Annotated in this window: 25 protein-coding genes and 2 pseudogenes; 25 read left to right on the top strand and 2 right to left on the bottom strand. The window is 51.3% G+C overall.

Annotation, left to right across the window (positions count from 1 at the left end; translation table 11 throughout):
* The first annotated feature begins 112 nt into the window (after positions 1-112).
* From DAI21_RS22520 to DAI21_RS22460, 12 genes and pseudogenes are all read left to right on the top strand, one after another.
* Complete coding sequence (locus DAI21_RS22520; RefSeq protein ID WP_107704346.1) at positions 113-1,015, top strand: LysR family transcriptional regulator; 903 nt, start codon at positions 113-115, stop codon at positions 1,013-1,015.
* A 178-nt stretch (positions 1,016-1,193) separates the two neighbouring features.
* A complete protein-coding gene (locus DAI21_RS22515) occupies positions 1,194-1,421 on the top strand; it encodes a type II toxin-antitoxin system RelB/DinJ family antitoxin (RefSeq protein WP_107704345.1) in 228 nt (75 codons plus the stop codon).
* A 50-nt stretch (positions 1,422-1,471) separates the two neighbouring features.
* Positions 1,472-1,708, top strand: a complete 237-nt coding sequence (locus tag DAI21_RS22510; protein WP_234419548.1) for a type II toxin-antitoxin system RelE/ParE family toxin — start codon at positions 1,472-1,474, stop codon at positions 1,706-1,708.
* Between the two features lie 59 nt (positions 1,709-1,767).
* Positions 1,768-1,935, top strand: a pseudogene (locus tag DAI21_RS22505) (VasL domain-containing protein); the annotation flags it as partial.
* A gap of 743 nt (positions 1,936-2,678) precedes the next feature.
* On the top strand, positions 2,679-3,458 hold the full coding sequence (locus DAI21_RS22495) for a hypothetical protein (RefSeq protein WP_107704344.1): 780 nt from the start codon (positions 2,679-2,681) through the stop codon (positions 3,456-3,458).
* A 400-nt stretch (positions 3,459-3,858) separates the two neighbouring features.
* Positions 3,859-4,359: an antirestriction protein ArdA gene (locus DAI21_RS22490; RefSeq protein WP_199908260.1), complete on the top strand. Its 501-nt coding sequence runs from the start codon at positions 3,859-3,861 to the stop codon at positions 4,357-4,359.
* Positions 4,360-4,400: 41 nt separating this feature from the next.
* The gene (locus tag DAI21_RS22485; protein ID WP_107704342.1) at positions 4,401-4,592 is read left to right on the top strand and encodes a hypothetical protein; all 192 of its coding nucleotides are present in this window, start codon (positions 4,401-4,403) and stop codon (positions 4,590-4,592) included.
* 180 nt (positions 4,593-4,772) lie between these two features.
* On the top strand, positions 4,773-5,027 hold the full coding sequence (locus DAI21_RS22480; protein WP_107704409.1) for a DNA polymerase III subunit theta: 255 nt from the start codon (positions 4,773-4,775) through the stop codon (positions 5,025-5,027).
* A 644-nt stretch (positions 5,028-5,671) separates the two neighbouring features.
* Positions 5,672-5,914 (top strand): DUF905 domain-containing protein, encoded by a 243-nt coding sequence (locus DAI21_RS22475; protein ID WP_370447053.1) that lies wholly within the window; start codon positions 5,672-5,674, stop codon positions 5,912-5,914.
* Positions 5,915-5,982: 68 nt separating this feature from the next.
* On the top strand, positions 5,983-7,971 hold the full coding sequence (locus DAI21_RS22470) for a ParB/RepB/Spo0J family partition protein (protein WP_107704341.1): 1,989 nt from the start codon (positions 5,983-5,985) through the stop codon (positions 7,969-7,971).
* Positions 7,972-8,013: 42 nt separating this feature from the next.
* Positions 8,014-8,454 carry a conjugation system SOS inhibitor PsiB gene (gene psiB / locus DAI21_RS22465; protein ID WP_107704340.1) on the top strand — a complete coding sequence of 147 codons (441 nt, stop codon included), beginning with the start codon at positions 8,014-8,016 and terminating at the stop codon, positions 8,452-8,454.
* A complete protein-coding gene (locus DAI21_RS22460; RefSeq protein ID WP_107704339.1) occupies positions 8,451-9,203 on the top strand; it encodes a plasmid SOS inhibition protein A in 753 nt (250 codons plus the stop codon). Before psiB ends, DAI21_RS22460 begins: the two co-directional genes overlap by 4 nt.
* A gap of 143 nt (positions 9,204-9,346) precedes the next feature.
* On the opposite strand, the gene DAI21_RS22455 is transcribed toward DAI21_RS22460, so the two are convergent.
* Positions 9,347-10,897, bottom strand: a complete 1,551-nt coding sequence (locus DAI21_RS22455; protein ID WP_234419541.1) for an MFS transporter — start codon at positions 10,895-10,897, stop codon at positions 9,347-9,349.
* Positions 10,898-11,222: 325 nt separating this feature from the next.
* Between DAI21_RS22455 and DAI21_RS23360 the strand changes: the two are divergent.
* The 8 genes and pseudogenes from DAI21_RS23360 to DAI21_RS23570 all read left to right on the top strand — a co-directional run.
* Positions 11,223-11,429, top strand: a pseudogene (locus tag DAI21_RS23360) (DUF5431 family protein); the annotation flags it as partial.
* On the top strand, positions 11,377-11,496 hold the full coding sequence (locus DAI21_RS22450) for a type I toxin-antitoxin system Hok family toxin (protein ID WP_304598450.1): 120 nt from the start codon (positions 11,377-11,379) through the stop codon (positions 11,494-11,496). The pseudogene DAI21_RS23360 and the gene DAI21_RS22450, both read left to right, overlap by 53 nt.
* 712 nt (positions 11,497-12,208) lie before the next feature.
* The gene (locus DAI21_RS22440; RefSeq protein WP_107704336.1) at positions 12,209-12,607 is read left to right on the top strand and encodes an ammonia monooxygenase; all 399 of its coding nucleotides are present in this window, start codon (positions 12,209-12,211) and stop codon (positions 12,605-12,607) included.
* A 56-nt stretch (positions 12,608-12,663) separates the two neighbouring features.
* A complete protein-coding gene (locus DAI21_RS22435; protein WP_107704335.1) occupies positions 12,664-13,020 on the top strand; it encodes a hypothetical protein in 357 nt (118 codons plus the stop codon).
* Positions 13,021-13,102: 82 nt separating this feature from the next.
* Positions 13,103-13,372 (top strand): hypothetical protein, encoded by a 270-nt coding sequence (locus DAI21_RS22430; protein ID WP_370447052.1) that lies wholly within the window; start codon positions 13,103-13,105, stop codon positions 13,370-13,372.
* A 44-nt stretch (positions 13,373-13,416) separates the two neighbouring features.
* A complete protein-coding gene (locus DAI21_RS22425; RefSeq protein WP_107704333.1) occupies positions 13,417-14,247 on the top strand; it encodes an N-6 DNA methylase in 831 nt (276 codons plus the stop codon).
* Between the two features lie 722 nt (positions 14,248-14,969).
* Positions 14,970-15,734 carry an antirestriction protein gene (locus DAI21_RS22420; RefSeq protein WP_234419539.1) on the top strand — a complete coding sequence of 255 codons (765 nt, stop codon included), beginning with the start codon at positions 14,970-14,972 and terminating at the stop codon, positions 15,732-15,734.
* Between the two features lie 74 nt (positions 15,735-15,808).
* Positions 15,809-16,078: a DUF5983 family protein gene (locus DAI21_RS23570; protein WP_107704332.1), complete on the top strand. Its 270-nt coding sequence runs from the start codon at positions 15,809-15,811 to the stop codon at positions 16,076-16,078.
* A 44-nt stretch (positions 16,079-16,122) separates the two neighbouring features.
* On the opposite strand, the gene DAI21_RS22410 is transcribed toward DAI21_RS23570, so the two are convergent.
* The gene (locus DAI21_RS22410) at positions 16,123-16,575 is read right to left on the bottom strand and encodes a transglycosylase SLT domain-containing protein (protein ID WP_107704405.1); all 453 of its coding nucleotides are present in this window, start codon (positions 16,573-16,575) and stop codon (positions 16,123-16,125) included.
* A 486-nt stretch (positions 16,576-17,061) separates the two neighbouring features.
* Between DAI21_RS22410 and traM the strand changes: the two genes are divergently transcribed.
* The 5 genes from traM (at position 17,062) to traL (ending at position 19,263) form a co-directional block, all read left to right on the top strand.
* On the top strand, positions 17,062-17,439 hold the full coding sequence (gene traM / locus DAI21_RS22405) for a conjugal transfer relaxosome DNA-binding protein TraM (RefSeq protein WP_107704331.1): 378 nt from the start codon (positions 17,062-17,064) through the stop codon (positions 17,437-17,439).
* Positions 17,440-17,839: 400 nt separating this feature from the next.
* Positions 17,840-18,091 carry a hypothetical protein gene (locus tag DAI21_RS22400; RefSeq protein ID WP_107704330.1) on the top strand — a complete coding sequence of 84 codons (252 nt, stop codon included), beginning with the start codon at positions 17,840-17,842 and terminating at the stop codon, positions 18,089-18,091.
* Between the two features lie 218 nt (positions 18,092-18,309).
* Positions 18,310-18,495 carry a TraY domain-containing protein gene (locus DAI21_RS22395; RefSeq protein ID WP_107704329.1) on the top strand — a complete coding sequence of 62 codons (186 nt, stop codon included), beginning with the start codon at positions 18,310-18,312 and terminating at the stop codon, positions 18,493-18,495.
* A gap of 117 nt (positions 18,496-18,612) precedes the next feature.
* The gene (gene traA / locus DAI21_RS22390; RefSeq protein ID WP_107704328.1) at positions 18,613-18,954 is read left to right on the top strand and encodes a type IV conjugative transfer system pilin TraA; all 342 of its coding nucleotides are present in this window, start codon (positions 18,613-18,615) and stop codon (positions 18,952-18,954) included.
* Positions 18,955-18,957: 3 nt separating this feature from the next.
* Positions 18,958-19,263 carry a type IV conjugative transfer system protein TraL gene (gene traL / locus DAI21_RS22385; RefSeq protein WP_107704404.1) on the top strand — a complete coding sequence of 102 codons (306 nt, stop codon included), beginning with the start codon at positions 18,958-18,960 and terminating at the stop codon, positions 19,261-19,263.
* Positions 19,264-19,273 lie beyond the last annotated feature (10 nt).

The raw sequence follows: 19,273 nt of genomic DNA, 5'->3' as shown, positions 1-19,273 counted from the left end.
TACTGATCGGCGAATGACCTATTTGATAGCCACTGTATGCTCATGCTCAGATAGTGATAAGATTGCATTTCTAAATATGTTTCATGCATTAAAAGCATAAATGGGTTTCAGGATGGATAGATTACTTTTGATGACATGCTTTGTCCGTACCGCTGAAACAGGCAGCTTTTCCGCAGCCGGTAGGGTTTTAGGCTTAGGGCAACCGAACGTGAGTCGTCATGTTGCAACCCTCGAAGAGCATTTGCAGACCAGATTACTTCACAGAACAACCCGCAAGCTTTCCCTGACTCCTGAAGGAGAACGTTATTATTTGGAAGCAAGACGTATTCTGGAAGCTGTCGAAGAGTCAGAGTCTTCTTTCAGAGAAAATGTTACACCCACAGGGCTATTACGCGTTGCCTGCCCCACAGCATTGGCTCACACATTCTTAGTCCCGCACATCCCCGATTTTTTAGAACGCTACCCTGAGCTGATACTCGATCTACAGATTAATGACCGCTATATCAATCTCGTGGATGAAGGGGCTGAGCTGGCAATCCGCATTGGACACCTGGAGGACAGTGCTATGCGTGCCCGCAGACTTGGCATGTTTGAGCGAGTCTGTGTTGCCAGTAACAAGTACTTAGCTAAACACGGAACCCCTGATACCCCAGAGGATTTAAAAAAACATGATTGTTTGATCTATACCTTGCTGACAACAGGAGCTACCTGGAGATTTCAGGATATCAATGTTCCTGTTTCTGGTCGGCTCAGGGTCAATTCACCCGAAGCAGTACAGAAATTTGTCAATGCAGGGATTGGGATCGCACAGGGCCCGGAATGGCTGTTCGAGGAGGGACTGAAAAGTGGCAATTTACAATTATTACTGACTGATTACACTGCATCGCCAGTTCCCATTCAGGCCGTTTATGTTGCTAATCGACTTTTGCCAAAACGGGCGATTGTGTTCATGGATTTTGTTGCTGAGATTTTTGAAAAAAATCCCGGCTTCAAAGTTCAGAACTCAATGAAATGAGCCTGAGATAACGAACTGACATGTTCCCCAATAATTAATGCAGTGTAGAGCTAGCAATGTCTGCTCCTGGCACGAAGCGGACGGTGATCACCCTTCTTACGACTCGTTTTCTGATTTCCTTCGTGACTGCCCTAAGTATGTTGTAGTGCGACACTTGTAATCACAAGGAGTGTAAGACATGGGTAGCATTAACCTGCGTATTGACGATGAACTTAAAGCGCGTTCTTACGCTGCGCATGAAAAAATGGGTGTTACTCCCTCTGAAGCGCTGCGTCTCATGCTTGAATATATCGCTGACAATGAACGCTTGCCGTTCAAACAGACACTCCTGAGTGACGAAGATGCTGAACTCGTGGAACGGCTTAGTAATCCTAAGCCAGTACGTATGACGCTAGATGATCTCTGATGACGTATTTGCTGGATTTTGACTAGCGGGCACTAAAGGAATGGCGAAAGCTGGGCTCGACGGTACGTGAACAGTTGAAAAAGAAGCTGGCTGAAGTGCTTGAGTCACCCCGAATTGAAGCGAACAAGCTTCGTGATATGCCTGACTGCTACAAGATTAAGCTCCGATCTTCAGGCTATCATCTTGTATATCAGGTCATAGACGAAAAGGTTGTAGTCTTCGAGATTTCAGTTGGGAAAAGAGAACGCTCGGAAGTTTATAGCGAGGCGGTCCAACGCATTCTCTGAAACAAAGCAGACATCTCTGTCTCGCAGTGAAGGTGCCAATTCTGCTTTGTGTTGACACAGAAAATCTGAAGGACTGGCATCAGGGAATGATCAACTTGCAGCAACAGGGTGACCGCCTGAATGGGCTGGATGAGTAGAAAGGGAAATGCATGATGGTCCGTGAGCTGAAATCTGTAGTATTTTCCATCATGCAGTCATTTAATCAGGCCATACCGGCTGAAGAGCAGACCCTGAGATAGATCCCTCCGCTATCAGCGAGCTTATAGTCTTTATCTCTGGACTTTGCAGTCTCGACCTGACGCGCATTTAAGGTTGTTTTTGGGGCCTCATTTATCCTTGAACAGGATAAGACCCCACTAAGGCCCCTAACGTTTATTGATTCACCAGGTTACTCACCGCCACTTTCGGGTGAACGGCGACCATCAAATGTACATGGCCGTCCTCCCGCCAAATTCCAGCAGCTCACAATCCATTTGTTTACATGTTTCGTCCATAACCTCACTGGTGGTGTGTCGAAGTGGGCACTTTTGCGACTTTCAGTGATTCTGTATAGCTTAGCGAATATGTTTTGTGGGCCATTAGCTACCTCAGGTCAGTGAAAACAGTCATATCTCCCTCTTTGAGCCACCTGACGCTATACAATTATTTATCTTCACGCTTCAGCCCACTTTGGTTTTCAAGGCCCCACTTCGACACACCGATCTATGGACGTCGTAAACTCCGCCTTTGTTGCCGCACCGGTAGCGCGGCAAGGTATCAACGCCGTGCCTTCACGTTAGCCTGGCTGCGCCAGAGAAAAGGGATCGCTGTCGCTATCAATCCTCACCCGTTCTCACCGTAAAACGGCGCATTCAGCCCGCTTTACGGCTGCGCTGCGGCTTCCGGTTTCGCCCTTGTCTCTGACGCTGACCGCCAGGCTGTTGTGTCGGCACGGCGCAACTGGTGCCGCATCAGAACAGGGAGAACACCCATGAGCAACGCATATCGCTTTATTCATCGTCATACCCGCAACACACTCGTCGCGCGCGGCTGGCCAGCTGAGATGGATATTCAGACTAACCTGAGTTACTCGCAGGGGGACGGCGTGGCGTTCTACGGACGTCTGTCCGCAAACGAACTTGTCCTGCTGTTGCCCGAAATCGCCCTGCGTGGCCTGATGGATGATGGCGCAATGCAGACGTTACGTGAACTGATTGCAGGCAGTGATATGAGTGTCACGCTGTACCGCAATTCCCTGGGTAATCACCATGCTCACAATGGTACGATCTCGATGGAATACCATGACTGCCCTGAAGGGATGTATGAACGTCACGTCGTCAGCCTGCTGAAAGCCCTGCGTGCTGAAATCAATAACGTGTGCAGCTGCGTGGCCGCCGCCGGATATCGCGTGCTGGAAGCCTTCAGTCCATCCGGAAGTGAACCGATTTTCTCGCGCCAGACGAGGAACTTCAGACTTACCGTCACGGAGGTTGAACCCTTTGATGACGGTGACTGCTGGGACAACGAAGCCCTTGATCGTCTGCTGGCTGCGATCCTCGATGAGAACACCACCTACCGGTCGCTGGAAGTCAGCCTGGAGAGTCGTGGAATGGTGCTGGGGAGGCTTCATGTCCCGTACGCGTGGAATCAGCCTGGATTGCCCGTTCGCCGCTGGTTTGAGCGCGAATGGCTGCGTGAGGTTGTCACAGAGGCCAGAAGCGAGATTGATGCCATGATGGTGGCTATGTCCGGTATCAGGCCTTCAGTGTAGGCGTGGCGGGGCGTTTAGCCCCGTCTGTCTGGTATGCAAAAAGGGTGTCGCACGCTCCGCTATACCGGCGCGACCTTCACGGTGTTACGGCCACGCGATGAATTACGTTCGTGCAGCCTGCGGCTAACGCCGTGCCTCTACTCTAGCCCGACCGCTGCGACTGCAAGGGGTCGCTTCGCCGCCATCCTCGCCCGGTCGCAGTGATTTTTTTATGTCTCTCGCCGTTCTTCCCGTCGTTCTCTCGCTCAGTATTCGCTCGATAACCGTCCAGTCCGTCTCGTCTGTTTTTCTGCGCTGCGGCCTCCAGTGGCGCCCGTTGCATTCTCCGCTTTTCGTCGGGCTGTCGTGTCGGCACGGCGTAAGCCGTAACTCAGACGACATCGACTATGGAGGATTTTCTGTGAGCACTACCACCCCCGCTGTATACGTTGGCACATACCACAAATACAACTGCGGCAGCATCTTCGGCAAATGGTTTGATCTGACCGACTTCGACTCAAAAGAGGATTTTATCGAGGCCTGCCACGCGCTGCATGCAAACGAGCACGATCCGGAGCTGATGTTCCAGGACTGGGAGGGCATTCCTTCTCAGTTCGCCTCTGAATCCTCCGTGGACTGGGATTTTATTGCGGCTTACAGGCAGGCAAAGGAGGAGGGCAGGGACGCGGCATTTATCGCCTGGGCTGAATATACGGGCCTGAGCGATTACGCCTCCTTTGATGATGCCTGCCTGGGGGAAGCGCAGAGCGAGGAGGACTACGCATACGAGTATGTGCTCGAACACGATTTACTGTCTTCCGTCCCTGAATGGCTGCGCTGTTATTTTGACTACGAAGCCTATGCGCGCGACCTGTTCACCGGCGGTCTGGTGTTCGTCGATGGCTACGTGTTTAACAACTGATTTTGACGGGCAGGGAAACCCCTGCCGCTAAGGAGAGCAACATGAAACTCGATCCACAGACCCGTGACATCCTGCGTCAGTACAAAAAACTTATTAACGCGCGCCGCCGTGATTCCGGTCAGCGGGAACTGACGACAGCGCAGGTGGTCGATGAAATCTGCTATTACATGACCTGCCAGTGTTCTGTTTACATCGGCGGGCACTTCATCCTGCAGGGCGGTAAGCCGTTGTGATACTCCGGCAGGCGGTTAAGCCGCCTGTCTGCCCGCGCGAAAACCCTGGCAGGCATTCTGCCTGCCGGCGGACTGCATTGCACCTGCGGTGCAATCCCCGCCCGCCTGTGTTGTCTGTAGCCTGTCTATGCGGATGCGAGTAAGCTTAATGTCAGGATTTGATTGGGTAAGAAGGCGCGCGTGAGTGACGATAATATTGCGAAACTTTCAAAAGAAGACCAGGACAAAGTCGCTGTAGACCTGGTTGCTTCTGCTGTTGCTTATAAAGAGCGTATGAATATGCCGGTCGTGCCTGAAGTCGTGGCCAGAGAACAGCCAGAGCATCTCAGGGAGTATTTTATGGAGCGGGTGCGTCATTATCGCCAGCTCAGCATGCAGCTGCCGGGCAGTAGTGACCCCCGGTATATTGAAATGGCTGAAGCCAACAAAAAATAGTTCCAGTATAAAACGATCCTAACTAAATACTGGCTGGCTGGCTGGTTTTGGCGTCCGGGCGGGCTGTCATGCTTCGCACAGAGCCATCACACTGTCTCTGCCCGGCCCCTTCGGGGCAGCGGATGTCCATCCCATGACGCAACACATCATCGCTTGCAGCAGCCGTTCCGGCTGCGCCACTCTGTCGCGCCGTTTCCTGCGCTTCTCGCATGTCATCGATAACACCAACTGCATCGATGCCATGTAGAGGGCAACGCCGTTTCGCCGCGCGCGGCTTTCCGTCATTGCGGCGGGTCCCTGCCCATCTCTCGCCGTGTGCCTTTTCTCCGTTTACGGCCCTCCTGCCGGGAGCTGATAACACCACAGTCCTCCTGGCAATCCAGGGACGGCACGGCCTTTCGCAATAAATTTCCCCCGGCCATTACGCTTCACTCCATTAGACCGGAATAAATTTCCCGCTCACCCCGGACAGCTGCGTCTGCCAGCGATGTTTACGCTCCTGCGGCGAAGGGTCTCAAACGGGTGAAGTGCATTCATCCGGGAAATACCAGCAGGTTCCCGCAAAACGTCAAAACCGCGGCTCCGGAAACTCAACGGATGATGTGGTTTTAAAGACCAGACCCCGTTCAGAAAGGAGGTTCGTAGTGAGCAGGACAATTGAGAAGGAGGTGGCGACGCTGCCTGATGACACTTTCACCCGTGAACAGGCCGATGCGGTGGCGGCACAGTATGAAAACGTGGCCATCGAAGACGATCAGGGGTCGCACTTTCGCCTGGTGGTTCGTCGTGACGGTGAGATGGTCTGGCGAGCGTGGAATTTTGAAGCGAGCGCAGGGCAGTGGCTCAATCGTTACATCGAACGATACGGTATCCGTAACGCGCAGTAAGCAGTTGCCCTGCCGGAGCGCGAACTCCGCAGGGCCGGACAACCATCAATATCAGAGAGGTATTAACTATGTCAGTAACCGATGTTAAAGCAAAAGCACCTAAAAAAACCAGCGTAAAGAAACCCACCAAAACCGAAATGGCGGCATTTCAGGCGGCTATCGATGCGGCGCAGACCGAAATCGTTCCGCTGTCCGATCTCGTTAAATCCCCGTTTAACGTTCGCACCATCCCGTATTCCGTGGACAGCGTCCGCACACTGGCTGAAACCATCGCCTCAGCAGGGCTGCTGCAGAACCTGATTGTGCATGACATGGACGACGGTAAATCCGGCGTGGCGGCAGGTGGTCGCCGTCTGAGCGCCATGCTGTGGCTTGCGAAAGAAGGCCGCCTCCGCGCCGACCATCCGGTGACGGTCAAGCGCGTGTCCGCCGAACTGGCAAAGCTGGCCTCCTTTATCGAGAACGACCAGCGCGCCGCGATGCACCCCGCCGAGCAGATTGCCCACTTCGGGCGACTGGCAGCCGAAGGTAAAACTCCCGCGCAAATAGGTGACGGGCTGGGCTACGGCTCGCGCCACGTGCAGCGGATGCTGAAGCTCGCAAATCTGGCTCCGTCTCTGATGGAACTGCTGGCGACCGATAAGCTGAGCGTTGAGCAGTGTCAGGCGCTGTGTCTCGAAGACGACCAGACCCGTCAGGTAGAAATTTACGAAGGTGTGAAAGCCAGCTACAGCAGCGCGCCCGCCCATCTGCTGAAAAACGCCGTCACGGACACCGAAGTGCGTATCACCGCCCCGCAGTTTGTCTTTATCGGACGCGAAGTCTACGAGGCGGCAGGGGGCTATGTCCGTGAAGACCTGTTCAGCCAGGAAGAGGGCGAAGGTACGGCAGACCGTGTGCTGGTTGACCGTCTGGTGCAGGAGAAGCTGGAGAGTATCGCGCAGGAGGTTCAGCAGAATGAGGGCTGGAAATGGGCGCAGGGTCGGGCTGCCCGTATCTGGCACCACGGTGAAGACGCGCGCGAATACGTCATGCCCGATGTGCCTGATCCTGTCTACACCCTACATGAGCAGGAGCGTCTTAACGAGCTTCACGAGCAGTACGATGAATACTATGCCGCATGTGAGGAATCGGATGCCATTGAAGACGAAATTGCGGCGCTGGAGCTGACGGGCGAAATCAACTCATGGACGGACGAGATGAAGGCGAATGCCGGCGTGGTGGTGAGCCTGTATGAGGGCAGGGCGCTCGTTCAGCGTGGGATTCGCCTTGTGGCAGATATGCCGGAGGACGAGAAGCAAGCCAATGAGCCGTCAGTGTATTCCTCCTGTACGCCAGATGCCGCAGAAGGGATCAGCGTACCGCTGCTAACCAAAATGACCTCCGAACGTACGCTGGCGGTTCAGGCTGACCTGATGCTGCAGCCTGAAAAAGCGGTGGCGCTGATGGTCTGGCGACTCTGTACCTGCGTGTTCTCCGGTTGTCTGACAACGACCCACCCGTTTCGTATCAGCCTGACGGTGTCTCACAGTACCCTGACTGAAAATGCCCCGTCCGGAAAAGAAGGTGCAGCATTCGATGTCCTGATGAAAGAGAAAGCCCGTTTACAGGCGCTGTTACCCGCCGGATGGGAGAAGGATTTCACTACCTTCTTTGGCCTCGACGGCAATCTCCTGATGTCGCTGATGGCATTCTGTACCGCCTGTTCCGTGGATGGTGTGCAGACCCGTGACATGGGGCATACCTCCCGAAGTCCGCTCGATACGCTGGAAACGGCGCTGGGCTTCCACCTGCGCGACTGGTGGCATCCGACGAAAGAGAACTACTTCGGCAGTCTGAAGCATCCGCAGATTGTGGCCGCACTGAAAGAGGCTGGCCTGACGGGCGCGGCAGGGGATGCGGAAAAGATGAAGAAGGCCGATGCAGCCGGACATGCGGAGCATTTCATGAAAGAGAACCGCTGGGTTCCGGCATGGCTGAAAGGTCCTGCGCCTGTAGCGGAAGCTCCTGCCGACGAATGCACCACTGACAACGCCACCACGGCACACGCCGCCTGATAACGGAGAGCCGCCCTGCGGGGCGGCAATAAGGAGATACCCATGAACCCTATCGTAAAAAGCAGCATCCGCACCGAACTGACCGATATGTTCCCCTGTGAGTTCGAAGCGTGGCGGGAACGGGGCGATGACGAGCGCCAAGTGCTGTCCACGGCGGTGATGCACTTCCTCAATGTCCCGACAGGCTGGCAGGTCAATGCCGAGTACCGCTGCGAGTTCGGGGGGCTGTTCCCCGTGCAAATCCGTTTTACCGCCCCCGATGAGCAGTTCCATCTGTGCGTCTGCAGTCCTGGTGAGGTCTGCGCGGAGTGGCTGGCTGTACTGGTGTCTGCAGATGGCAGTTTTGTCCGTGAAGTTATGCGGGTGGAGAAGTTCGCCCCCGAACGATTCAACATGCTGCTGACGGTGGCGGGCAGTATCTGCCAGATGGAGTATACCGTGCGCGGAACGGCAGCGTTTCTCCTTGAGGAGGTGGTCTTATGATCCCGATATCTCTCTCCCTGGTGCCGCAACGTCCTGAGCGACGCGCCGCGATGCAGGCGATTGGCGAGGTCGAGAAGAAACTCGCACGCGGCGCGCATCTGGCTGCATACCCGTACGCCAGGGCATTTTTCCGCTATTTCAGGGGCTGCAAGCGTATTACGGTCAGGGAGCTAAATTACTTCGCGCCGGTGCTTACTGCGCAGGAACTGCGCGGCAGTAAGGACAGCTGGCTGAATGCCATCGATACGCTGATCGAGAGCCGGGGCGTCTGCTGTTATCTTCCCCTGCCTGCGGGCGCCGGTCAGCATCTGTTTCCGGAAGTACGCTTTCAGCAGAATGAGCGTGTGCGCCGCCAGAATGAGTTGCTGGACGAAAAATACTCCCGCCAGCGCCGTAAAGAGCTGTGCCAGCGTGAACGCACTTACCAGGCGATGGCGGGGCAGGCTGAGATCGAACTGGCCTTCCATACCCCTCAGACGGTGAGCAGCTGGAGTTCGAGATGGTCCGGTACAGGTCTGCATGAATACGAACTGGAATCCATGTTCTGGCGCTGGAGTGACCGGTTCCCGTCACTGGCCTCGCTTGACCGTGGGGTGTGCGCTGGTGAACCGTTCTGGTACGTCACGTATGAAGCTGCGAAGCTGGCGCGAGAGGCTCATGCCGCGGTGGTGCAACTTGAGCGCTGGATGGTACCAAACAAGCTGGTTAATCAGAATAATTACCATGACGCACGCGAAATCTACCCCTGAACCTAAAGGCAAAATTGTACCGCAGCGACGCAGGAACCTCTGCAGCTTCCTGAAATACCGTGCTGTCAATACGGTGCTCCCAGGATATTGATAACTCCTCTAACGAGCTAAAAAAAGGCAACACTTTGTGTTGCCCAGACTTATCAGGATGCGACTGATGGCGTAACCGTTTTTTCCGGTTTTGCAGAGTCAAAAAGCCTCTTGCATACAGCACTGTTGCCCCAGCACTGTTCGTACGGATAGCCAGTCAACTCTTCCATTACTTCCCGTACATCAGATGCGATATCATCAATTTTCCCGCCAGCTTTGATACGGGCAACTTCTGCAAGAACAATCAGATGCGTTTTCCGGTTCAACATCATTTGTCTGCTGAAATAAATTCCGCCAAAGGCAAGCGCAAGAACCCCAATAACGAAGACCAGTGCAATGGCTGTTACGGCGCTTTCTGGTTGAGTATGCGCCCCGGATTGAAAACCGAAGAAACTTAAAATAACGCCCATCGTGAAGACAATTCCAGAACGCACGAGTTTGCCTGAGAACGTCATTGTTCCTGCGTAAATACCTTCACGTCTACGACCAGTGAAGGCCTCATCGATATCTGCAAGAAATGTGTATACCGTCCAGGGAATGTAATAAACGCCGCCGGTCCCGATACCAAAAATCACCGTGATAGCCAAAATTGCAGCTGTGGCGTACTGTTGCGGAACCTGCATCAGGTGAAGCGCGAAATAGCAGCATACGGAGAATATGACGATTGAAAGAGCAATAATGTAGGGTTTACTGAACCCCTGTTTCACGCAGATAGCGATAAAAATAGCGGTTGAAAACAGTTGCAGAACAGAGTTTAGGCTGCTCAGCCCGGAGACCATAGTGGGGTCATATTGAAGAACAAATATAATGAAGTATGTAAATATGGATGCAAAAAGCCATTCCGCACCGAAACCAAACAGATACATTCCGAGATGCTTTCTGAACACCTTAAGATGAAAGGTGGACCACATATCGACTGTCAATTCGGCCATTTTCTGGGGTAGAGAAGTTTTTGTGCAGGCATTGGTGTGAGTATCCTCTGTTTCTCTCTCCCACGTGAACCAGTACAGCACGCCTACCGCAAGGATTAAAATCAGTCCATACGTCAGTGCCGTAAAAAAGAACGGAGTGGCTGAATCTTTTCCGTAAATCAGGATGAACTGTCCTGGAATGAACGCCGCAAGGAAGTTAGCACCTTTACCGAAGATAGCCTTATAGCCTGTTAATTTTGAGCGAACTGCAAAATCATCGGTCATTTCAGTCGCCAAAGTTTCATACGGCACCATGACAGACGTATATATCAGTTCAAAAAGAATATAGGTTGACAGGTAATACCAGAATCCAAAACCTTCCACCCAGAGAAGCGGGTAAACCATCATCAGCGGTATACCCAGCAAAATAAAGAAGCGACGGCGACCGAAGCGTTTACCAAGTCTTGTCTTGCCAAAATTATCTGAAATATACCCCATTAAAGGATTGCTGATCGCATCGACAATGCTGGCGATAGAAAAAATTGCAGAGGCCTGCAGGAGTGTCAGTCCGCAGAAAGTTGTGTAGAAATACAGTAGCCAGATACCTGCAATCGCCAGTGCGCCGCTACCCAGCAGATTTCCCCCACCGTAAGCAAGCTGATGCTTAAGCTGTATCGTCCTTACAATTGTCACAGTACCACCCCTTAAAAATAAAACACCGTTTTATAAAAAATTTGTGAATTATGATTTTTTATGGAGGCCGCTGTTTTTGAACCTGCTCACATATCTCTTCAGAGAAGGGAACAACTCGGGAATTCTGTGAGGTGAATCACGTGGGTTGCAGTACGATGGTTTAGAAAAGGCAAAAGGCAGCGCATACGCGCTGCCTTTCTGTTATCCGATTTTCAGCAGGTGGCAATAATGCAACCTGTTGCTGATGCTCAATATCCGCTATTATCCGCAACGGCGCTTGAGGCTTTTTGCCTCATAACGTTTGGTTGGTTTGTTACCGTGTTGTGTGGCAAAAAGAGAAAAGCCCCGAGTAATTTTTCAATTAACCCGAGGCTCAATCTTGATACTAGACACATCAGAGATTAGCCGCTTACCTGCCGAAAGGCAAGGAGAAGTAAGCGATGAAACTGCCGCGAAGTACCGTTATCTGGTGCGTATTAATCGTGTGTTTAACACTGTTGATATTCACTTTCCTGACCCGGAAATCGCTCTGCGAAATCCGGCTGAAGGACGGAAACCGGGAGGTCGCTGCTGTGCTAGCCTACGAATCCGGTAAGTAGCAAACTGGAGGCGGGGAATATCCCCGCCTTTTCAGGGAACTCTTTTGTTGTCTGGTCATTACCGCAAGCGCCTTTATGAAGGGGTTGTCAGTTCGCTGGCAGCCCCTTTTTCCGTATGCAGTCTGCAATTTGTTTCTGTAAGTTGTCCCTGCCTGTTGCCTGTTGCCTGTTGCCTGTTGCCTGTTGCCTGTTGCCTGTATTGGGTGATTGTTGCGTAGACGTTTTATGGTCATCATCGGCAGGCGTGAAGAGAGTGCTTTGTCGGGCGTCCGGGCGGGCTGTCATGCTTCGCACAGAGCCAGCCAGGCTGTCTCTGCCCTTCGGGTTTAATCCCTGACGCAACACCTACACCACGGCTTGCTCCGACCGTTCCGGTCAGGCCGCCTTCACCGCAACTGCGATAAAACCGCATCTGCTCTTCTGTCCGGACCGCGATTCTCCTTCGTCGATTCCCGTTCCGGCGCGTGTGCATCCTCCCGCCCTCCGGCGAACCACCTCCCGTGGGTTCTGCGCGGAGGGCGTTTTCGTAGCACCGTCGTCCGGCCGTCATCAAGGGGTGAAATGCACGTCGCCCAAAACTTTTTCCGGATGAAGCCCGAAAAACTTTTCGTCGCCGCCCCTTGAGTGCCTTCCGTCCGCCGTCGCTACTTTGCCCTTGCCGCGAAGAACTCACCGGGAGATGGAAACATCACCAGACAAGGAGAAAACCAGAATGCACACACAAAACGTCAAAACCGCCGCTTCAGAATCTACCGGAAGATGGGGTACAGACCCAAAAGCCCGTCTGGCCTGTGTCATTGCTGAGCAGCGTTCTTACCTGCTTGAGCTTTGCCAGGTATGGAATCTGCAACTGTCAGAAGACGACGAAGCGGAAGAGGTCTGCAACATCCTCTGCGCCATGAGCAAAAACGTCTGGAACGAAGGTGTGCTCGACTGGATGCGTGACAAACCGATTATGTCGTTTCATATCGTCCAGCCGTGGTTAGAGGCCAAAGCCTGCGCGGTGCGTCTGTACGGTGAGACGGGCTTCGCGGCGTGGACGTATGCGAACAAGAGCCTGAAAGACTGTATGGCTTTTGAGGGCACCATGATCCGAATGGATGCCTGTTAATCAGTATGACCCACGGCGGCAGGGGTTGCCGCCACCGACAACCAAAGGAGAAAACCATGCACTTACATCTGACTGAATCATCTGCCATTTTAGGCATGAACGCGACCTGTGAAGCCGAGCGCGCTTACTGGCTGAGCCGCGAGAAAGCCAGCGTGTCTGCCCCCGTCGAAATCGATGTGGTGAAGTTTCACGAAGCGGCGGGGCTGATGTACCCGATGAACTGGCGACACGATACCGCGCAGGACACGGAAACCTTCATGCTCGCGGAAATGTACTGCGGGAACGTCACCGAAATTTATGCGCGCTGCGGTCGTCGTTATTTCCGGATGCGCGACTACTGCAACACGAACCACGCCGACATTGTGAAGAAAGTTAAGGAGGTATTCAGCCCGAAAACCACAGGCCAGAAATGAAAAAAGCAGACTTTCGTCTGCTCTCTCTTGCCAGATTCCGCGCCTGAGAAACAACGAATCTGGCTTCAACTAAAAGGAATCAATGATGAATCACTTCAGTGAAGTGTCGATTGTTACACCGACGGCGCTGTATGTCCAGATGCTTGAGGCAGAAAACGTGCCCGTGAAAAAGCAGGTACGCATTAAGCGCGATGATATCGCCTCTGATGCACTCAGTCCGGAAATGCGGGCGCTGGGCCGTCATATCGCGCACTGTCGTAAAAAAGGGCGCTCAGTGCGTATTCCTGCCATGCGCGGGAGTGAGTGGGGGCATGTGTTGCGCACGCTGGAACTTAAGCGCGCGTGTAACTGATAACGGAGCCGCCCCTGACGGGGCGGAATTTCAGAGGAAGAACCATGTCACAACTGAGTTTTGCCAGCTTCTTTGATCAGGCGAAAGCGTCAGAACCCCACGCGCCGCAGCGGCCTGCCGTAATTCCTGCACAAAGTCCGATACCTGCCCGCCAGCGGTTAACCATTGATGAGGCGCGGCGGCAGTTTATCCGCGTGTTTAAGGACACCGCCCGCAACCTGCGCCGCTGGGATGTGTTCCGCGACTTCATAACGCTTGCAGCCAGTGAGCTTGATCTGGCGCGTATCAGGACACCGGAGAACATCGAGAGCAGCCGCGAGATTTCCGCGAAGTACGGCGTGAGCGATATCAAAAATTTGCATGAGCTTTTCGTCCTGATGGTCTGCGCACTGGAGGCGAAATTCCATGATTTTCTCGGCGCCATCTTTATGGAACTGGAGCTGGGCGACGACAGGAACGGGCAGTACTTCACCCCCTATCATGTCCAGTTGTTACTGGCGAAGCTGGTCTTGCCGGACGTTGAGCAGACGATACGACGTGAAGGGTTTGTCGCCGTCAGCGATCCGGCCTGCGGCGCGGCGGGGATGATCGTTGCGTACGCTGAGATGCTTCTGGAGGCCGGTTATAACCCGTCTGAGCAGATGTATGGCCATTGCATCGATATCGACCCGATCGTGGCGGATATGGCGTTTATACAGCTTTCTTTGCTGGGTATCCCTGCGGAAGTGGTCACGGGAAATGCGCTAACGCTGGAATGTAGCAGGGTGCGTTATACCCCTGTTTATTACATCAATAACTTTGAGAAACGACAGGACGATCAGCGGCGTTTCCGGACCATGCGCGAATTTATGCGTGGCATGACGGAGGCGGCGTAACCGGACGGGAGGGCAGGGGATCACCCTGCCTTTTGCGCCGCGAAAAACCCACGCCACTGCGGGGCGAACGAACAGGGCCGCGCTGACGCGCCGCCCTCTGTCGTTCTGTGTTTCCTGTCTGTTCTTCTCTGTCACTGCTGCGTGCTGGTTATCCTCTGTCTGGTGTTTTTACTCCTGTTCTTTACGGTGCTCCTGCTTCTGCGGTGTGTTCTGGCGGGAAAGACCTGAAGGGCCAGAACCATGGCCACCTTCGGCTCCCCGTCCGTTACGGCCGGGTCGTCAGCCCGACTGCGCCAGCCAGCTGCTGCGCACCTGACAGGCTCCGCCGAACCCGCAAGCGGTTTCGGGCTAACGCTACGGTCTGATGGCTAGGGTCAACACCTGCAGCCGGCTGACGCCGCCGCGTTCACCGCTACGGCGATAAACCTGCCGCAGCTCTTCGGGCCGGAACCGCAATTCGCCTCCCGGCGCTTTGCGTTCCGGACGTGTCCATACTCATCAGCTCCGGGAATACTTGCTTCTGACGGTTCTCCGCGAAGGGACGTTTTGTCGCACCGGCCAGGCTAAATACGAAGGGGGAAATGCACGCCGCCATAAACTTTTTGCAGGCAAAAACTTTCCGTCGTCGCCCTTGTATTTCGCCAGTCTGCCGTTGCGCCTTTGTCCCTGTCGCAACGAACTCGTCGAAAGATGGATATTAACCAGAGAGGGAGAAATACAGAATGCACACGCAGAACAATAAAACCGCCGCTACTGAATCTGCCAAAAGATGGGATGAAAAAAAGAAAATCATAACGTCTGAGCAATTTCATGATCTGGTCTGCTACATCCTCGCCTGCGCTGAAAATCAGGCTCAACCAGAATATTTCAGACTTCCTGAAGATGCGGAAGCTTTTAGTCTGTCCTGCGATACTGATAATTCATCGGTAACGGTCTGGATGGTAAAAGGCTGGCCTCTGGCTGTACAAACTGAAACCGGTGAATTTGCCTGTGTGCTGTCCGGTGAATCACGGATTAATACGCCGGAATTTCGCCTTATTGTTCCGGATGAAAACCGAATGCGTTATATCACTGAACTGTTTTTTACCCCACTCGGGGAAAGCATGGTGATGAACTGGCTGAGTCAGCACTCAGATTATGATGGCGGGTACTGGAATTATTATGTTATAACGGAAGGTGCACAGGGTAAAATTGCACCTCATACCCATGCCAGATTGAAAACGACCGGATATATGGCCCCTGAGTTTGACGGTACATACAAAATGTGCGTGCCGGGTAATTATTTCGAAGCAGACGTCAGCGCTGATGCAGCAGGAATAATTGCAACGCTGATGATCCTGAATGTAGTTTCATGGAAAGCGTCTGAAATGGGTGAGAAGTATGCGCGCACCTGTCAGCTCCTTGTCGAACGTCAGGATGCACTAAAGGATTATATCAGCATCATCAAACACCCCGAGGCGCATTTAATTTATCGCGCCATTAATTAAATTCTGAGACGCCGCTTCGGTGGCGTTAATTTCTGTTCAGGAAGGACAACAACAATGCTGATGAAACTGATTTTTTGCGCTACCGACCATATGGAAAACAGGACACTTTCACGCTGAAGGATATCACCTCCTGGGGTGAAAGTTATCCGTGGGTATTTGATACGACTTACGGTAACATCCTTGATATCGGTGGCGTGTCATATCCTTTATTGAAAATGAAGCGTGCTGGTCTGTCAAAGTCACTCAGAAAGTTTGTGTTTCACATGCAGCGTAAACATAAAGCGAACTATATTCATTTTGACTGTGATGCAAATCCGGTAGCGGGAGAAGATACCTTCGACTGATGATTCCAACTGACGCGACAGCCTGGACTGAAATGTCAGCCAGGCTATTTTTCTTCCTCTCGTTTAACTTTTATCCCCTCATAAATCTCCCTGACTTCCCCGGCATATTTCATCCGCTTCTCTTCCTGCTCCGTGTCGTTTTTGAATCCGGCATTGTACGCCCCCACGGCCCGCCATGAGTAACCCCAGCGTTTGAATGCAATAGCGAGGTAGTACGCACCGGTGTAGATATTCATGCATACATCATTCTTTAAGTGCTCCGGTGTAATCCCGAACTGCGACAGGTGATTAAAGTTCTGAGAATGGATCTGCATTCTGCCTATTGCGTAACTGTCCGGCGAGACATAGTTCAGCGCATTATCACGCCATGAAGATTCACGAAATGAAACTGCACGCAGCAGGTCAGGTTCTATTTTATAATCCCGTCCCGCCAGTTCATAACAGTCAGCCATAACCCCGAACGGGAGCACTGATACCAGCAGTAAAACCGACCTGATGTTCATCCCTGATATTCCCTCTTTTACCCGAAAATTCGCATTTCAGCCATGTTACTCAAAAACAGATCTACCCGGAATACCCCTAGCCGACAGAGGACCGCAATTACCTCAAGCCTGCTCTTTAGCCCGGAAAACCCCACACCCGTCGCAAGCCTTCGCCTTGCATGATGTGCCTTTAACTTCATTCACTTATACACGTTTTGAGCACTCTGTTTTTGCCGTTTTTTATTCAGAGGGAATCCACGCCCATTCGTCATTGACTCCGGAAATGGTCGCCCTGTAGTCGTGAGTGACTCTTTGTTTTCAGTCAGTTACTTAAATGGAGTGGGGTCGGGAGTCGAATCCGAAAATTGAAAAAAATGGAATCCCTTTGACCTGCATCACGACTCCATCATCAGAAACCAGGAATCTATGTCTACTCTCACAGTTTTATTTTTTGAGATATTTCCAGAAATCACTTAATAAACGTCAATAAAGGAGTTTCAGATGCCTAAGATTCAGGTTTACGTCAATAATGCTGCGCTTGATAAGATTAACGATATTGTTGAGGAGAAGCGGCAGGGAGGAGCGTCCATGCAGGATGCCAGTATTTCCAGTACGGCATCGATGCTTATTGAACTGGGTATTCGTGTTTACTGCATTCAGCTTGAGAGGGGTCAGGGAGGGTTTAATCAGGCGGAGTTTAACCGCACCATGCTGGAATACATGGTTAAAACCAACAGCATATCTAATGAGCTGCTTAAGCTTGCAGTGAAAGGTAATTTATCGCAGGAAGAACTGGCGCACATGAAACTACGTATTCGCGATCATGCTGCAACAGAACTGGAGCGCTTTTACCCGCAGATTGAAGACGAATCTGAATGAGTCTGTGTTATTTTATTCTGATATTCATTAATGAAACGACAATAAATGTTTTAACGAAAAATTTTCTGATGCATAAAGTTTTAGGAATTAAGAATGCAGGTTTTGAATGGTTCGTTTAGTTGTTGTTGATGTTTTTAATGTTCGAAAATGGATGGGTTGATTACCGTCAAATTTTGGTTGATTGATATTGTAAAAGCAGGTGAAATTGCGTTTTAAAATATAGTAATTAATGTCTTGTTAAGTATAATGAAGTCAGCATAAGTCAAACTGAAAGGAGAGTTAACTTAAAGGGATTATTAAATTATGAAATATGATATCTAAAAAGTCGCGGTAGAAAGGGCGGCAACCCAGACTACCGCTGACCACCAATAACCTAAACCCATTTAGAAGAGAGGTTACGATGGCTAACGTCGATCCTACATACAGTGGTAATACAAGCAAGCTTTTTCCTGAGATTCCTCCAGTACACTTCGAGATTATGGAGGATTATTCATCAGGATATACAAAAAAAGACATTGCTGTGCGTAAAGGCATCAGCAGACAAGCAGTAGCAAGGATGTTAAAAGAGTGCAGTGATGTCTTTGAGTGTGAGTCTGTTGAGCACGTCAGAGTTGTCTACTTAAACCGTAGATTGAAGTACTTCCCACTCTAATATCTTATTTGGCCAAACTATAAAAGAGCGCTACGGCGCTCTTTTTTTGTTCAATTACTGTTACATTTTCATTGATTTACATCAATCTAGGGTTGCCGTATTTTCGTTTTTTTCAAGTAAATTCTTTTAAAAACAATTGGTAATAATTTTTCTTCAAAGTCTTGAATGCTCAGAATGGCCTTAGTAGCCTATAAGCCTCAAACAAAAGGAATGATCGAATGCGTAGGCTTACTGTTTGTGAGAATAAAAAAAGAGGGATGGTTCTCCGGGTATATGTGGATCATGAAACGCTTGAAAGATTAAAAGTTAGCGCATCTAAAGCTAAGCGCAGTAAAGAACGCGAAGCATCAGCTAGGATTGATCATCATTTATCTATAGTTGATGTATTACCTCAGGATTTTTAATCTAAGTGTTATAAGTTAGCTGCTACAGGATCATCCTGCAGATGATCCTGTGTCGGTATGACTTACTTTATTGTCTGCCGCTTTTGAAAATTTAAAATCTGTCAAAGAGGAATTATCATGAAATTGGCTTCAATGACCAAAGGGATTTCTGCGTCTTCAAATAAGGCATGGGGTTATCTGAAAGAAACGTATCGTCGTCATAAAGCGTCTCTTGCATTACTGGCAATTATGGCAGCTGCGCCATCTATTGCTAATGCCGCAGGCACCGATTTACTGGCAACAGGTAAAGACGATGTAGTTTCGACCTTCGGCCAGGATTCACTGGTTATGATGTGCGTCATCATCGCTGAAATTATTGTCAGCATCGGGATGTACATTAAAACCAAGAACCTGATGGTTCTGTTAGGGCTTGCGGTTGTGATTATTTTCACCACCGTCGGTTTCTCCTTCGTGAGTTAAATGATGGAGGGAAACCATTTCGATAAATACCGTTTCCCGAAAACTCTGTCAGAGCAGACCCGTATTCTGGGTCTGCCTCTTGATGAATTTATTCCCGCCGCAGTTTTCGGCGGGATTTTAATGCTCAACAAGAGCTACATGTTCGGCATGGTTGTTGCCGTCGTGTTGTGGCAGTTAATTCGAACAGCGAAGCGCGGAAAGAGCAGCAAGTGGTTATATAACTGGTGCTACTGGTATTTACCCATCGAACTGCTGCGCGTCGTTTACAAACTTATTCCTGATTCGAGTTACCGGAAATGGATTAAATAGCGGCAGGGAC

This window comes from Lelliottia sp. WB101, from assembly GCF_003051885.1.
Lineage (GTDB): Bacteria > Pseudomonadota > Gammaproteobacteria > Enterobacterales > Enterobacteriaceae > Enterobacter > Enterobacter nimipressuralis.
The sequence above is the reverse complement of the archived record's forward strand: the minus strand, read 5'-3'. Positions and strand labels throughout refer to the sequence as shown.

Excerpts from the sequence above, each read along its gene's own strand:
- traL (WP_107704404.1), top strand. The coding sequence starts at position 18,958 with ATGGAGGGAAACCATTTCGATAAATACCGTTTCCCGAAAACTCTGTCA.
- DAI21_RS22400 (WP_107704330.1), top strand. The coding sequence starts at position 17,840 with ATGGCTAACGTCGATCCTACATACAGTGGTAATACAAGCAAGCTTTTT.
- DAI21_RS22485 (WP_107704342.1), top strand. The coding sequence starts at position 4,401 with ATGAAACTCGATCCACAGACCCGTGACATCCTGCGTCAGTACAAAAAA.
- DAI21_RS22435 (WP_107704335.1), top strand. The coding sequence starts at position 12,664 with ATGCACTTACATCTGACTGAATCATCTGCCATTTTAGGCATGAACGCG.
- psiB (WP_107704340.1), top strand. The coding sequence starts at position 8,014 with ATGAACCCTATCGTAAAAAGCAGCATCCGCACCGAACTGACCGATATG.
- DAI21_RS22430 (WP_370447052.1), top strand. The coding sequence starts at position 13,103 with ATGATGAATCACTTCAGTGAAGTGTCGATTGTTACACCGACGGCGCTG.
- traA (WP_107704328.1), top strand. The coding sequence starts at position 18,613 with ATGAAATTGGCTTCAATGACCAAAGGGATTTCTGCGTCTTCAAATAAG.
- DAI21_RS22395 (WP_107704329.1), top strand. The coding sequence starts at position 18,310 with ATGCGTAGGCTTACTGTTTGTGAGAATAAAAAAAGAGGGATGGTTCTC.
- DAI21_RS22440 (WP_107704336.1), top strand. The coding sequence starts at position 12,209 with ATGCACACACAAAACGTCAAAACCGCCGCTTCAGAATCTACCGGAAGA.
- traM (WP_107704331.1), top strand. The coding sequence starts at position 17,062 with ATGCCTAAGATTCAGGTTTACGTCAATAATGCTGCGCTTGATAAGATT.
- DAI21_RS22495 (WP_107704344.1), top strand. The coding sequence starts at position 2,679 with ATGAGCAACGCATATCGCTTTATTCATCGTCATACCCGCAACACACTC.
- DAI21_RS22460 (WP_107704339.1), top strand. The coding sequence starts at position 8,451 with ATGATCCCGATATCTCTCTCCCTGGTGCCGCAACGTCCTGAGCGACGC.
- DAI21_RS22420 (WP_234419539.1), top strand. The coding sequence starts at position 14,970 with ATGCACACGCAGAACAATAAAACCGCCGCTACTGAATCTGCCAAAAGA.
- DAI21_RS22515 (WP_107704345.1), top strand. The coding sequence starts at position 1,194 with ATGGGTAGCATTAACCTGCGTATTGACGATGAACTTAAAGCGCGTTCT.
- DAI21_RS22425 (WP_107704333.1), top strand. The coding sequence starts at position 13,417 with ATGTCACAACTGAGTTTTGCCAGCTTCTTTGATCAGGCGAAAGCGTCA.
- DAI21_RS22520 (WP_107704346.1), top strand. The coding sequence starts at position 113 with ATGGATAGATTACTTTTGATGACATGCTTTGTCCGTACCGCTGAAACA.
- DAI21_RS22470 (WP_107704341.1), top strand. The coding sequence starts at position 5,983 with ATGTCAGTAACCGATGTTAAAGCAAAAGCACCTAAAAAAACCAGCGTA.